This window comes from Marinomonas dokdonensis (genome assembly GCF_052747885.1).
Genome location: NZ_JBRAND010000003.1, coordinates 287,065 through 301,469 on the forward strand (window position 1 = coordinate 287,065; position 14,405 = coordinate 301,469).

Sequence of the window (14,405 nt, forward strand, 5' to 3'; positions counted from 1 at the left end):
TAATGTAAACCATTATTGGCTATTTTACAGACACAACTTATCCTTCTTCCACGCGTGGCGACATACAGACCCCTGGAGTTGGACGAATAAGCCGGCCTAGTGTCGGTTTTTTCACTTCTACAGCCATGAAAGGCATTAATAAACAATGGATACGGAAAGTCCTTACCACTCTTATTTTGTACCTTTGGTATTAGACTCACCAGTCATCATGACATTCAAGTAATTGGACACACTTCCGGTAGTTAAATGACGGATTGTACAATCGAAATTTCCATTTCCTTTTAGGCCGTAGGCTTCCATACCAAATCTCTTGATTGGGATCGGGCTAGAAAAAGTCAGTTTTTTAGCCGCAGATCCTCCTGTATTTTTGATGACTAAATCAATAATCGAGCTAAAATATGGATTAGGTTTATAGTAAATTGCTACTGAAGGTTTAGCTTGTCTATATAGGGCATGATAAGCAATCGCTACTGCCGAGAATGTTATAATCGGGCTTACTATGAAGAATATAATCTGTAAAAACGCGTTTATTTCCTGAAAGTTATTTTCCATTTCTACCCCTCCATATATTAAAAAATATTAGATATCTAAGCCTTCTTCGAGTCTAACCTTTTTCTTTCTATATCAATTGCTTTAGCTATCAACCACTCTGGAAATTTTGGGGTTTGAACCCCATCTTGAAAACTATGCTTAACACTTTTACTGAACTCATTTGATAAATATAAAGCCATTCCTTGTACATACTTTTCTAGAATATCGTTTCGATCAAAGTTGTTTTTTAAGAAGTACTCTTTTACTGAGTAGAACTCTTCTTGCTGTTCTTTAAAATCATTTACAGCTTGATGTAGAGAATCAAGTTTTTGGTCAAACACTTCCAGTTTCTTGTCCTGAGAGTCAATTTTATTTTGGTGTAACTGGATGTTTTTAAAGTTCTCAAAAGCCAGTTTCATTGTTTTTTGTAGTATTTCAGCTTGAGCCAAAATAGAGGCTTCTATGTTATTACTTGTAGTTGTTAAAGGGGCAGGGTACTCACCATACTTTATTATGGCCGGTAGAGCTTCATGAAAAAGCCAACGTTGGAATTTTTTACCTGCTTCAGTTTTATCATTAGATAAAACTCGATAAAGACCAGGCTGAGTTAGAAATATTTCACCATCTTGAGAGCTGGGAGAATTATCTAGCTGTAAAAATTCGTCTTGATCAAGGTCACGAATTATTCCTTGAACTACGGTTGTATATAATTTTTTGGTATTCCTTTCATTTAAAGCTCTATTTTCTAAGTTAAGAGCAGTGGTTATATCTTTTAAAGATGTATAAAGAATTCCATTTATTTCCATGCTTCTTATTTCACTTTCTCCACTTTGTCCGCTGTAACAGAAATTGATCAATGGCTGATTCATGTTAACTCCTTTTGCACTTCACTTAGATGTACTAATCTTATAAAAAGGATCTGACTCCTTTTAGTATTATCGATTTAACAAGGCGCTTAATGCGCCTCATCCCAGTTATCCCCAACACCTGCTTCTACCAATAAAGGCACGTCGATTTGGCTGCTGTTCTGCATGATGTCGACGATTTTCGCTTGTGCGCTTTCAAGGTCACTTTCGGCCACTTCGAAGATCAATTCATCGTGTACTTGCAGGATCATTTTCACGTCTAGGTCGGTGTCGGCGAGCCAGCTGTGCATCTTGATCATGGCGCGTTTGATGATATCGGCGGCGGAGCCTTGCATTGGCGCGTTGATTGCGGTGCGCTCGGCAGCTTGGCGCATCATAGCGTTGCTGGCTTTGATGTCTGGCAGGTACAAACGACGACCATAAATGGTTTCTACGTAGCCTTTCTCTTTTGCGCCTTCACGGGTGTTTTCCATGTATTGCTGTACGCCTGGGTAACGCTCAAAGTAGCGTTTAATGTATTTCGCCGCTTCAGGTCGACTGATATCCAGCTGCTTCGCTAGACCAAAGGCTGACATGCCGTAGATCAAGCCAAAGTTGATGGCTTTAGCACGACGACGTTGCTCTGTGGTGACTTCCTCTAAGCTGACTTCGAAAACTTCCGCAGCGGTGGCTTTGTGGACATCGGCATCGCGGGTGAAGGCATCAAGCAAGCCTTTGTCTTGCGACAAGTGCGCCATGATACGCAGCTCCACTTGAGAGTAATCCGCAGCCAGTAGTTTGTAGCCTTTGGGTGCGACGAACGCTTGACGAATGCGACGACCTTCTGCGGTACGGATCGGAATGTTCTGCAAGTTCGGATCAGTAGAGGACAAACGACCTGTGGCAGTGATTGCCTGATGGTAAGAGGTATGGATGCGCCCAGTGGCTTGTATCATTTCTGGTAGCTTGTCAGTGTAGGTCGACTTGAGCTTAGATAAGCTGCGGTGCTCCATGATTAAACGTGGCAGCTCATAGTCTTGCGCCAACTCTTGTAAAATCGGCTCAGCGGTAGAAGGCTGGCCTTTCGGGGTTTTCTTAATGACTGGCAAACCTTGCTTTTCAAACAAGATAACTTGTAGTTGTTTCGGTGAGCTCAGGTTGAAGCTTTCACCCGCCAATTCATGGGCTTTAATTTCAAGCTCTTGTAGCTTGGCACCGATCTCCGTGCTTTGTAGATGCAGTAACTCAGGGTCGATGAGAGCCCCCGTTTGTTCCATTTTCGCCAGTACTGGCACTAATGGACATTCGATGTCTTTAAAGATACTGACGAGCTCAGGTGTTTGTTCCACCTGGGGCCAAATGGCCTGATGCAAGCGCAGGGTAATGTCGGCGTCTTCGGCGGCATAGAAAGCGGCTTGTTCCAGCTCAATTTGGTTAAAGGTCTTTTGCTTCTTGCCCTTACCCGCTAGCTCTTCAAAGCTGACACAGGTGTGGTGTAAGAACTTTTTCGCTAGGGTATCCATGTCATGACGAGAACTCACTGAGTTGTAAACATAGGACTCAAGCATGGTGTCATAAGCAATGCCGCGAAGCTCAATATCATAGTTGTTCAACACATTGGCATCGTATTTAAGGTGTTGGCCGACTTTTGCTTTGCTGTCGTCTTCAAGCCAAGGCTTCAATTGCGCCAATACCCAGTCACGATCCAGTTGCTCTGGCGCACCTTCATAATCATGGGCAAAAGGCACGTAGGCCGCTTTACCCGCAGAGACGGAGAAAGACACGCCGACCAGCTCTGCCACCATATAGTTTAGGCTGGTGGTTTCTGTGTCAAAGGCCACCAATTCAGCCTCTTGAATGGTTTTTAGCCAAGCAGCAAAACTTTCTTTATCCAAAATTGTGTCGTATTCAATCTCGATATTGGCGGCGACAGGGGCTGCTGCTTGACCAGCGTTATCTACCGTATCACTGGCGGTTTCAACGCTTGGCGCTTTGTCTAGGTCTGCCAGCCAAGTTTTGAATTCCAGCTTAGTGAACCACTCTTTAAGAACGTCTTTATCCGCTTCACCATTTTTGAGTTCAAGGGCATTGAAGGGTAATTCAACATCGCACTTGATGGTGGCCAGAGTGTATGAAAGCTCGGCCATTTCTTTGTGTTCGGCCATTTTCTTGGCCATGGTTTTTGAACCACGAAAGCCCAAATCAGCAATGTCATCAAGGCGCTGATAAATGTCTTGAATGCTGCCTAAGCCTTGCAACAATGCCAAGGCGGTTTTTTCACCCACGCCAGGCACACCGGGAATGTTATCCACCTTATCACCCATTAAAGCTAGGTAATCTATGATCAGTTCTGGTGGAATACCAAACTTGTCTTTGACCCCTTGAATGTCCATCACGGTATTGTTCATGGTATTCACAAGGGTGACTTTCTCGGTAACCAACTGAGCCATATCTTTATCGCCCGTGGACACTACCACTTCGCGACCCGCTTCACCGACTTGCTTGGCAATGGTGCCGATCACGTCATCCGCTTCCACGCCATCAATGATGACTAAGGGAAGCCCCATGGCTTCTACCATGCGGTGAATGGGTTCGATTTGTGGACGCAAGTCATCCGGCATAGGCGGACGTTGCGCCTTGTACTCACTGTAAATTTCATCGCGGAAGGTTTTTCCCTTGGCATCAAAGATGATCACCATAGGAGAGTCAGGATAGGTTTTAATCAGGCTGCGGATCATGCTGATGACACCACGAGTCGCGTTGGTAGGGTGCCCGTCGCTGGTACTCATGGGGGGAATCGCATGGAATGCTCGGTAAAGGTAAGACGAGCCGTCTACCAGAATCATAGGGGGTGTTTGTGTTGATGAATCCGTAGCCAAAATAAGACCTCTAAATGAATCGGCGATAATTGCTATCTATTCTAAGCGCTTGGGATTATTTTTGCAGTCTTAATGCTCATTAATGGTGGAAACTCCCTATGGCTTGAAATTCGATGTTATCTGAAGGAATAAATCGCGCTTTTGCTTAGAACGAATTGACCTTTTCCTGCTTATTGTGGAGCATAGGCTTTTGGATTTTCAAATTACCCTTTTACGACATTTATAGGTAGCAAACTTGGCTGTTTACACTTCCCTTTCGGACTCTGACATGCGGGCCTTAGTGGCTGATTATTCTTTAGGCGAGCTGGTTTCTTTTCAAGGGATCTCAGGTGGTGTTGAAAACACCAACTATTTTGTGAACACCACTACGGGCAAATACGTTTTAACTTTGTTCGAAGAGTTTGAGTTTGAGGAAGTGCCGTACTTTCTAGACGTTGTCGCACATCTACAAGAAAAAGGTTTCAATGTTCCTGCGGCGCTAGTAGACAGCCAAGGCGAGCGTTTGCGTATGGTCAATGAGCGCCCCGCGATTATCGTTGATTGTTTTAGCGGACAGGAATTGGCCTCGACTAATGCCAATACTTGTCGTGAAATGGGGGAAGTGCTGGCGAAATTACACCTTGCTGGAGAGGATTTTCCAACGCAGCGAGAGAGCCATCGTGGTATCGCTTGGTGGCATGAAACCAGTCGTTTGTTAGAGTCTGAGTTAGAGCCTGAACAGTTTAGCTTGTTAAGTACTCAGATCGCACAATTTGATGCTTTTATTGCTCAACATGGTGATCTGCCTAAAGCGACCATCCATGGGGATTTGTTTTATAACAACACCCTGTTTAACGGTGAAAAACTGTCGGCCATTATTGATTTCTATAATGCTTGTCACACTTGGGTGATGTACGATCTAGCCATTGTGGTAAACGATTGGTGCAGTGACCGTACTACTGGTGAGTTGGATATGGAGAAGTATCAGGCGTTGCTGGCGGCCTACACTGCTCAACGTGCGCCGAGCGAAGCAGAACAAGAAGCTTGGCCACACATGCTCCGTATCGCTGCGCTGCGTTTTTGGTTGTCTCGTTTAGAAGCTTGGCATGGTGCCAAAAATGATCCAGAACGTTTGGCTCAACAGCATGATCCAAAAGAATTTCAACGAATTTTAGAAGCGCGAGTGAGATACACTCCAGCGCTTATGGTGTAATGCATGAAACATTTTTGGTTGGCACTTGTTGGCATTTTTTACTTGGGGAGCAGCCAAGCGCATCCTCATGTATGGGTAGATTCGCAATATCAGATTACGGTGGATCAACCTCAAGTGGAATATTTACAAGCGACTTGGTCGTTTGATCTATTTACGTCAACCAGCCTGATTGTTGAGTACGATGTGGATGCAAATGCCCAGCTGAGCGGCCAAGAAAAAATAGAGTTGATTGAAGTGCTCAGCTCGTTCGATCAGTACAACTACTTTATTAAGATGGTTGTGGATGGTTATCCAATGACCCCCAAAAACGTCGATATTTTGGATCTCGGTATTAAAGATCAAATGTTGTGGGTGAGCTTGCGCATTCAGCTACCCAAAAGTATCGACTTGGTACGTGATAAATTGAGTTTAGCGTTTGGCGATGACGAGTTATATTTTGCTATGGTGCCCTTAGAAGAGGGGTTGCTTAGATTGTCGGGTGCCTACGCAGAGACCTGTACACTCATTGATCGTGAAGCAGAAGAAATGGCCGTTGAGTCTTGGGTCGATCTGCAGTGTTCCCCATAATTTTTCCTTGGTTTATGTCACCCCTTTCGTTGGAGTCGTAACATGCTAGAGCATTTTCAGTGGTTTTCGTTTTTGGCTGCCATCATGGTGCTGACCATGAGTCCAGGGGTTGATACCATCATAGTGATGCGTAACTCGGTGACTGGCGGCTGGCGGCTGGGGTTTTTAACCAGCTTGGGCATTTGTATGGGCTTGTTTGCTCACGCTACGGTTTCCGCTTTAGGTTTGTCGGTGATTTTACTTGGCTCGGCGGGCTTATTTACAGCTTTTAAATTACTTGGTGCAGCCTATTTGGTCTACCTAGGTGTGCAAGCGCTGCGCAGTGCTTGGCGCCCGAAAGGCATGACCTTCGATACCAGCAAAGGCCCTAAAGCGTTAACGTCATGGGGAAGCTTTCGCCAAGGTTTGCTTTCTAACGTATTGAACCCTAAGCCTATTATTTTCTACATGGCATTTTTGCCGCAATTCATAGACCCAAGCCATTCAGCATTGGCTCAGTCACTTTTTATGGCCTCCCTTCACTTTATCATAGCGATGGTGTGGCAAACCTTTCTGGCTCTTATGGTTCATAGAGCGAGAGTTTGGCTAGCGCGACCAAAAGTTGCACAAGTCTTGGATGGCCTCACAGGCGTACTGCTGGTGGGCTTTGGTGTTCGTCTCGCGTTAAGCCAACGCTAAGCGAGTCTCTTATGTGGAAACCACTCAATGAGTTTACTGATCTCAACTTGGATAAAATTCTTCTTTTTATTCGCTCCCTTCTTCGTGCTTTCAATGTTCTTAGCTTTAACCCGAGGCGAATCCGCCGCGGCGCGTAAGCAAGTCGCCAATAAAGCCATTATCGCCGCAATTGCCATTGCCCTAGTATTACTGTTTTTCGGTAGTAGCTTATTTGCAGTGCTGGGCATTACCCTCGATTCCTTTCGAATTGGTTCCGGTATTTTGCTCTTTATGTCGGCGTTAAGCTTGGTAAAAGACGGCACTCGTAATCATGCCGTGGGCATGCCCAGTGAAGAGCGCGATGATGTGTCTGTGGTGCCGTTGGCCGTTCCAACCATTATTGGCCCTGCCACGATTGGTACGATTCTGGTGTATGGTGCGGAACTACAAGGCTGGGATTTAATGATTGGTCTTATGGGGCTGTTACTGGCGCTAGGCTCTCTGCTTGTACTGCTGTACTCTTCCTCGATAATCGAGCGCCTATTAGGGCGCACTGGACTCAATGTTTTATCGAAAATTACCGGTCTTATTTTGGCGGCCATGGCTGCACAAATCTTCATGAGTGGCGTAATGGGTTTTCTACAACCTGTGGTCAGTTAGTTCAGCTATCGGCCTGAAAGAAGGAGAGTTGCGATAACGGCTTCTCCTTCTCAGTTAAGTGTTATACTATAACAATTAAATTTTTATTAATGGGTAGGTGTTATGGTCCGGCACGCCTTTTTTTTGGCCTTATCTTTTGTTTTTCTTGCAGGCCCTGCATTCGCCGCAGTCGATTTTTTCGGCTACCAAGAATTTGTTCAATGGGGGCTTGCGCAACAGGCGCAACTGCATCGTGAGTTAGTGACTCTAGTTCGAGCCATTAGCCAAGATGCGAGCCCCGCTTTGTTGTGGAGCTTAATGCTTGCCAGCTTTATGTATGGTGTTTTTCATGCTGCGGGCCCAGGACATGGCAAGGCGGTTATTTCTGCCTATATGTTAGCAAGCCGTTCCTCTGTTAAACATGGTGTTGCCTTGTCTTTTGTTTGCGCATTGGTTCAAGCATTAATGGCCATCGCCCTGATGCTAGTGCTTGGTCAACTATTTTCCTTAGCGGGGAAAGCCATGCAGATCAGCCGTTTGCTAGAGATTGCCAGCTTCGCAGCTGTCACTCTAATGGGGGTTTGGATGCTAACTCGACTGTTACGGGGGAAATCCAGTTGCGGGCACGATCATTCCCACGACCATGAAGACCACACACACCACCATTGTACTAGCGAACATCTACATTCTCCTGCTTGTCATCATAAGCACAATCACGAAGTTCATGAGCATCAAGCGGCGGAGCAAAAAACCGCACAACGCAGCCTCTGGGCGATGATTTTAGCGGTGGGTATTCGTCCTTGTACTGGGGCGGTATTGGTCTTGTTGTTTGCCATGAGTACTAATATCTTTTTATGGGGCGTAGCTGCAACTTTTGCCATGGGCTTAGGTACTGCTATTACCGTGTCTGCCTTGGCGGCGGTTAGTGTCTTAGTGCGTGATACCAGCTTTATGGTCAGTGGTTCACAGGGTGTATGGCGTGCTCGCCTCAGCAAAACCTTTTCTTATGCAGCCGCTTTAGCATTGATCTTAATCGGTAGCTCCATGGTATGGGGCTACATGATGAATTCAGGGAGGGCATTTTAATGGTAGCGGATCATCACAATCATAATGCTTGTATCAAGCAGGCCTTAGCCACGGCAGAAACCCTTTGCTTGCAACAAGGTCAACGCCTAACCAAGGTACGCCGTCGCGCCCTAGAGTTAATTTGGGAAAGCCACCGACCACTGGGAGCGTATCAATTATTAGCTAAGCTGGCCGACGAAGGCTTTAATTCTGCGCCACCCACTGTGTATCGTGCCCTCGATTTTTTATTAACCGCAGGGCTGATTCATAAAGTGGAATCCATGAATGCTTATTTGGGTTGTGCCCATGCGGACAAACCTCACAAGGGTTACTTTTTGATTTGCGATGCCTGTCACAATGTCATGGAGTTTGATTATCAAGATATTCATGCCTCTTTGGAGAATAAAGCCATGACTCAAGGCTTTGAACTGCGTTCAGAAACGATTGAGCTGACAGGGGTATGCCAAGACTGCCAACCCGAAGAAGGGGAAGAATAGAATGACTCAACAACTGGTTGCGTTTCAGCAGGTTGGTATCGCATTTGATGGTCGAACATTACTCGACCAAATTGACATGACCATCAATGAAGGCGAAATAGTAACGCTTATTGGCCCTAACGGTAGCGGCAAGAGTACGCTGATCCGAACCCTTTTAGGGTTACAAACACCCACTATGGGGCAGGTGGTAAAGCATCCGTCTTTGCGTATTGGCTATATGCCTCAGAAACTGCATATTGACCCGACTCTGCCATTAACTGTGAAGCATTTTTTGGCCTTGGTGCGTGGTGTTGATAAAAAACAAATCCTCCCTACCTTAGAAAAATTGGGCATTGCGCACTTGCTGCAATCTCAGGTGCAGGTGCTCTCTGGTGGTGAGACTCAGCGCGTGTTACTGGCCCGTGCTTTATTGAACCGTCCTAACCTTTTGGTGTTGGATGAGCCCGTACAAGGTGTAGATGTGAATGGTCAGGTGGAGCTTTATAATCTGATCGAAAGCATACGCAATGAATTGAACTGCGGCGTTTTGATGGTCTCCCACGATTTGCATCTCGTAATGGCGAAAACGGATACCGTGGTGTGTATTAATCAGCATGTTTGCTGTTCTGGAACGCCACAGCATGTGACGGGTCACCCGGCTTATCAAGCCTTGTTTGGGATACCGGGCGCTGATGAATCCATCGCGATTTATGCCCACCAACATGATCATGTTCATGATGAGCATGGTGATATTTTATCTTCCCAAGGCGATGAACATCGTCATTGTCAGCATCATTAATTTGCTGAATTAGATCCCCTTGTTACCGATTTGGAGTACCTTAAAGAATGTTTGAAATCTTACTCAGAGCGCTGTTGGGAGGCTTGGGTGTCGCGGCGGTTGCCGGTCCTTTAGGAGCGTTTGTGGTATGGAGACGCATGGCCTATTTTGGGGATACCTTAGCTCACTCGGCTTTGCTGGGGGTCGCGCTGGGTTTTCTGTTTGATGTGAACTTAAACCTCGCCATCATAGTGCTTTGTGTGGGGTTGGCCGCAGTTTTAGTGGTTTTGCAGAAAAAACATATCATTGCTACGGACACATTATTGGGGATTTTAGCCCACTCAGCTCTATCCCTAGGTTTGGTTGCCGTCAGCTTCTTGGATAACATCCGCATCGATTTGATGGCCTATTTATTTGGTGACCTACTTGCTATTAGTCAGGAAGATTTATATTGGATTTATGCTGGTGGCTTAGCCGTTATTTCACTTCTGGTGATTTTCTGGAAACCTTTACTCGCCATGACGGTCAATGAAGAGCTGGCTAAAGTGGAAGGTTATCCAGTGGAGTCCATCCGTTTGTTGTTGATGCTATTGGTGGCCTTGGTGATTGCCGTGGCAATGAAAATCGTGGGAGTGCTTTTGATTACCTCTTTAATGATCATTCCTGCGGCTACGGCGCGTAAGCTATCGCGAACCCCCATACAAATGGCCAGCATGGCGAGCATTATAGGCTGTTTGGCTGTGTGTGGCGGGTTATGGGCATCATATCATTGGGATACGCCGACAGGGCCGAGTGTGGTGGTGTGTGCCGCCTGTTTGTTCTTGGTCGCATATACCACGCCCTTTGCTCGTTCACGCAAAGCCTTACCTTGAAGACATTAAAGCAAAACGCTTCATTGTAGACATAGCAGCACAGCTGTTAGGATTAAATAGATTATGGACGTCTAACGAGTTAATGGTTTGGAACCAATAACAAGATGTAGAGGGTAATTTATGTTGGGTTTTGCAAGTATTCGTAGCCGTCTAACGACAAGTTACATAGTGTTATTAGCCTTGTTGATTTTAGTCATTGGCTTGTCTGCAACACGCTTTCAGCTACTGTCGAATAACATTCGTGGCATTGTTGATGAAAACGCCGCGCTGGTAGATCTAGCCGGCGAGGTAAATGTTAATGCGGAAAGTCTCGCCAGCCGCTTATTGCTGCTGTTTGTGCTTGAAGAGCGTGATGCTCGCGTGGCAATCTACAAAGAAATAGACGAGCGTAATAAGCGTCTAGATGACAGTCTAGCGGCCATGTCTGAACTGGTTCAAGACCCAACCAATAAAGAGATGGTGGAATCTCTCAAAGCCCAACGAGTTGTGTACCAAGCGGCGTTACAATCCACCGTAGAAGCGTTAGAGTTCGGTGAGTTAGCTGATGCTAAGGCCCTTATGGCTGGCTTAACGCGGGCAGAACTACAAACCTTCCTTGATCAAACCCAAGCTTTATCCTCTCGTGAACAAAACATGATGCAGCAGCGCCAGAGTGAAATTCTGAGCGAAGCTGATATCGCTATCTGGTCAACTATTGGTGTTGGTGTTTTGGCCATTCTCATTGGTGCTGTGATGTCTGTGCTGATTACTCGCAGCATAGTCACGCCATTAAGTTATGTGGTGAGCATACTCGACAAGTTTGCCCGAGGAGACTTATCCCAAACGATCGAAAGCGAACCGCAAGGTGAGATTGGCCAATTATTGGCGAGTGTTAAACGCATGCGCTTAAGTTTGATCGATGTGATTGAAAAGATTGATCAAAATGTTCGCGTGGTGGTCGATGCAACCGAGTCCATGTGTAAAAACGTGAAAAATGTGCAGCAAGGTTCACAAACTCAAGCCCGCATGGCTAATGAAATCCAGCAGTCTGTTGGGGAATTGTCTGGTGCGGCAGGGGTGATTTCTGAGCATGTAGGCGTTTCTCGCAATCAGGCAGAAGCCGCCCACGACCTTGCTAAGCACGGTAAACAAGTGATCACGGATGCGGTGCAGGATATTACCTCTGTTGCTGCCTACATTAATGAAACGTCCCACTCCGTGGCGCAGCTGACCAACAATGCAGTGACTGTCACTGAGTTTGTAAACAGCATACGAAACATTGCCGAGCAAACTAATCTATTAGCTCTGAACGCATCCATTGAAGCCGCGCGGGCAGGGGAGTCTGGTCGAGGCTTTGCGGTAGTTGCGGATGAGGTTCGTAACCTTGCCACCAACACCGCCGAGGTAACCGCTTCCATTGATGAGGTGATTACCCGTATCGCCAGCCTTTCTGAGCAGATTTCCGCTGAGATGTCGCAAGGGCAAGAGAAGATGCGTGTGGGCGTGGAGCAGATAGAGAATGTCGTCGCGCCTTTACAGCAGCTTGAGGCCGATTCGGCTAAATCTTTGAGCAGTCTTGATGAGTTGTCTTTGTTAGCACAACAGCAAGCGAACGAGGCGAGTGATATTACCGAGCATGTGACTCGAATTGTAGAAGTGACAAGCAGTAACGAAACAACGTCAGAACAATTAAGTGAGCTCACTGATACCTTATCAGGCTCAGCAGAGCTCACTCACAAAGCAACACGAACCTTTACGCTGCCGAACGCTTAGCGATAAGGTTATCGACTGAAAAAGCGCCTGCGCCACGGTACATAAGCACAAGAGCAATGGCTAACCATGTGCCGTGGGTTGGGTAGGCATCAGGGTAAACAAACAGTTGAATGACCATTGTCATTGCCGCTAAACCAAAAGCCGCCAAACGCGTAAATAATCCCGTTAATACCAAAATAGGCAAAATGTGTTCCGCCAAAGTTGCTAACACGGCGGCGATCATTGGCGGAATAAGGGGCAGGTTGTACTCGTATTCAAATAGAAAAGGCGTGGTTTCTGCTAACTGAGGCCAGCCGAGTTGGAATTTCATGGCGATAAAATCAAGGGAAAAGCCCTCAATTTTGGTTTGGCCAGATTTCCAGAATACCGCTGCAATGGAAAAACGTGCGATAAATAGAATCAGTGACTCTGGAATCTTTTTGAAAATTCCTTCACTGGTTTTTAGTATGAAAGACAACATAATGGCTCACCTTAAATTGAGAATGTTAACGGGATGCTGTTTGTATTTGGGTTAATACTTTCCACTCTATTAACTTAGCGAGACTGCTCCCTAAGTCAAAATCTTCCTCATCTGGGGCGGCTTCCGCTAAGGACTTGCCCTGCAATAAGTTTTTAAAAAAAATCGCTTCGGCTTTCGTGATGATATGCAATTGGGCGTATAAGTGCGATTTCACTAGAAATAAATGTTCTGTCGAATCCACCTTCACCTCACCCAAGCGGGTATCCCCATCATTGAGGTGGGCTTTGTATATTGAGCCTATGGCGTAGGGTGAAACAAAAATTTTTGAGCTGGCGGGCAGTGCAAGCAACAAATCACTAGGATCTTCTACTTGTGAAAATGCTTCCGCCACGTCTTGCTGCGACAAAGTAGCTTGTTCGGCTTCATTAGTAAGCGTCAGCATACCGTGCTCCAGCGCCGCAAGATTGGCTAAAAAAGGCAGGCTTTGGGCGGGTGGAAACTGAGCAATAAAGTCTGCAAAAATTTCACCATACTCACTGATTACTGGGCTTTTCGGTAAGCTTTGCTGAACGTATTCTCTCGCCATTGCACGAAAAAAATCTTCTCCGACAAGTGTTTGTGTTACCGGAAAAATATCGCTTAGGGCATCGATGAGAGATACGAAAACGTTATTTCGATAGACGTTAAGGCGAGCTTCTTTTTCGGTAATAGAAGGGGCGTCTACAGCTTGATAAAATTGGTTATCTTCACTTAAAAGTGCCGCTTGGAACTTTGAATTCACACTTATCCCCTTAGGCCAAGCTACGGCGAATATGGTCCGCTTGTTGTGCTTCGGCAAGTAATTCTGATAGTGGTGGTAGGTTTCCGTCACGCTCTATTAAAGTAGGGCAATCTTGTGTGAGTTGCAAAGTGTGGCGATAGAGTTCCCAAACTTGATGACAAACAGCCGCATCGTGGCTGTCGATTTTCAACGGCACTGTTGGGTTGTCATCCAGTGTGTGTCCAGCTAGGTGTATTTGCCCAACCGAGTCCACAGGGAACGCGTTCAAGTATTCGAAAGGGTCGGCAGATCGATTGAAGCAAGAAACCTCGACATTGTTTACATCCAACAATAAGCCACAACCAGTACGCTGGCTCATTTCGGTGATGAAATCTATTTCGCTACGATCACTATGGGTAAACTCAAAGTAAGTCGAAGGGTTTTCGATCAGTACCCGACGTTGTAAGGCATTTTGTAATTGATCTATGTGTTCACAGACCCTGTCTAAGCTTTGCTGATCGTATGCCACAGGCAGCAGATCGTTAAGAAAAGCGTTGTTGTGAGTAGACCATGCTAGATGTTCAGAAAAGACTTCCGGTTGCATGTCATTGACCAGTTTTACCACGCGTTTAAGGTGTGTTTGATCAAGGGGCATCTCGCCACCGAGAGATAAGCCTACGCCGTGGATGGTCAAAGGGTAGTGTTGTCTGATTTTTTCTAAGTGAAAGCGTGCTGGGCCGCCTTCGCTCAAGTAATTCTCGGCGTGAATTTCAAAGAAACCTACTTTAGGAAGGTCCGTTAAAATAGTTTGGAAATAATTGGCTTTCAGGCTAATGCCTGTTTGGGAAAGAAAGCTTGAGGGTGATGTATCACCCTCATCTTTATTAAGCGCTTGTTGTCTAAGAGCTTGTGTTGCTAAGTTCATTATAAAA

At 45.9% G+C, this 14,405-nt stretch carries 15 protein-coding genes; 9 read left to right on the top strand and 6 right to left on the bottom strand.

Going from position 1 to position 14,405, the window contains the following annotated elements:
- Nucleotides 1-171: 171 nt before the first annotated feature.
- The 3 genes from ACUM5Y_RS09075 to polA form a co-directional block, all read right to left on the bottom strand.
- Nucleotides 172-552 carry a DUF8453 domain-containing protein gene (locus tag ACUM5Y_RS09075; protein WP_445976555.1) on the bottom strand — a complete coding sequence of 127 codons (381 nt, stop codon included), beginning with the start codon at nt 550-552 and terminating at the stop codon, nt 172-174.
- Between the two features lie 35 nt (nt 553-587).
- A complete protein-coding gene (locus tag ACUM5Y_RS09080; RefSeq protein ID WP_445976556.1) occupies nt 588-1,400 on the bottom strand; it encodes a BRO-N domain-containing protein in 813 nt (270 codons plus the stop codon).
- Nucleotides 1,401-1,486: 86 nt separating this feature from the next.
- Entirely contained in the window at nt 1,487-4,222 is a 2,736-nt protein-coding gene (gene polA, locus ACUM5Y_RS09085) for a DNA polymerase I (RefSeq protein ID WP_445976882.1), read from the bottom strand.
- Between the two features lie 268 nt (nt 4,223-4,490).
- Here polA and ACUM5Y_RS09090 point away from each other — a divergent pair, with 268 nt between their 5' ends.
- The 9 genes from ACUM5Y_RS09090 to ACUM5Y_RS09130 all read left to right on the top strand — a co-directional run bounded on the left by ACUM5Y_RS09090 (nt 4,491) and on the right by ACUM5Y_RS09130 (nt 12,253).
- Nucleotides 4,491-5,447 (top strand): homoserine kinase, encoded by a 957-nt coding sequence (locus tag ACUM5Y_RS09090; RefSeq protein ID WP_445976557.1) that lies wholly within the window; start codon nt 4,491-4,493, stop codon nt 5,445-5,447.
- A gap of 3 nt (nt 5,448-5,450) precedes the next feature.
- Nucleotides 5,451-6,014 carry a DUF1007 family protein gene (locus ACUM5Y_RS09095; RefSeq protein WP_445976558.1) on the top strand — a complete coding sequence of 188 codons (564 nt, stop codon included), beginning with the start codon at nt 5,451-5,453 and terminating at the stop codon, nt 6,012-6,014.
- A gap of 42 nt (nt 6,015-6,056) precedes the next feature.
- Nucleotides 6,057-6,692, top strand: a complete 636-nt coding sequence (locus tag ACUM5Y_RS09100) for a LysE family translocator (RefSeq protein ID WP_445976559.1) — start codon at nt 6,057-6,059, stop codon at nt 6,690-6,692.
- 27 nt (nt 6,693-6,719) lie between these two features.
- Nucleotides 6,720-7,331, top strand: coding sequence for a MarC family protein (locus tag ACUM5Y_RS09105; protein ID WP_445976560.1), 612 nt, complete (start codon nt 6,720-6,722; stop codon nt 7,329-7,331).
- A gap of 102 nt (nt 7,332-7,433) precedes the next feature.
- Complete coding sequence (locus ACUM5Y_RS09110; RefSeq protein WP_445976561.1) at nt 7,434-8,396, top strand: nickel/cobalt transporter; 963 nt, start codon at nt 7,434-7,436, stop codon at nt 8,394-8,396.
- A complete protein-coding gene (locus tag ACUM5Y_RS09115; RefSeq protein ID WP_445976562.1) occupies nt 8,396-8,872 on the top strand; it encodes a Fur family transcriptional regulator in 477 nt (158 codons plus the stop codon). Before ACUM5Y_RS09110 ends, ACUM5Y_RS09115 begins: the two co-directional genes overlap by 1 nt.
- A 1-nt stretch (nt 8,873) precedes the next feature.
- A complete protein-coding gene (gene znuC, locus ACUM5Y_RS09120) occupies nt 8,874-9,650 on the top strand; it encodes a zinc ABC transporter ATP-binding protein ZnuC (protein ID WP_445976563.1) in 777 nt (258 codons plus the stop codon).
- A gap of 47 nt (nt 9,651-9,697) precedes the next feature.
- Nucleotides 9,698-10,501 (top strand): zinc ABC transporter permease subunit ZnuB, encoded by an 804-nt coding sequence (gene znuB / locus ACUM5Y_RS09125; protein WP_445976564.1) that lies wholly within the window; start codon nt 9,698-9,700, stop codon nt 10,499-10,501.
- 120 nt (nt 10,502-10,621) lie between these two features.
- Complete coding sequence (locus ACUM5Y_RS09130; protein WP_445976565.1) at nt 10,622-12,253, top strand: methyl-accepting chemotaxis protein; 1,632 nt, start codon at nt 10,622-10,624, stop codon at nt 12,251-12,253.
- On the opposite strand, the gene ACUM5Y_RS09135 is transcribed toward ACUM5Y_RS09130, so the two are convergent.
- The 3 genes from ACUM5Y_RS09135 to bufB are packed head-to-tail and all read right to left on the bottom strand — an operon-like array spanning nt 12,234 to nt 14,398.
- Nucleotides 12,234-12,713, bottom strand: coding sequence for a DoxX family protein (locus ACUM5Y_RS09135; protein ID WP_445976566.1), 480 nt, complete (start codon nt 12,711-12,713; stop codon nt 12,234-12,236). The genes ACUM5Y_RS09130 and ACUM5Y_RS09135 overlap by 20 nt on opposite strands.
- A gap of 25 nt (nt 12,714-12,738) precedes the next feature.
- Entirely contained in the window at nt 12,739-13,494 is a 756-nt protein-coding gene (locus ACUM5Y_RS09140) for an HvfC/BufC family peptide modification chaperone (RefSeq protein ID WP_445976567.1), read from the bottom strand.
- A gap of 10 nt (nt 13,495-13,504) precedes the next feature.
- Nucleotides 13,505-14,398, bottom strand: a complete 894-nt coding sequence (bufB, locus tag ACUM5Y_RS09145; protein ID WP_445976568.1) for an MNIO family bufferin maturase — start codon at nt 14,396-14,398, stop codon at nt 13,505-13,507.
- Between the last annotated feature and the right edge of the window lie 7 nt (nt 14,399-14,405).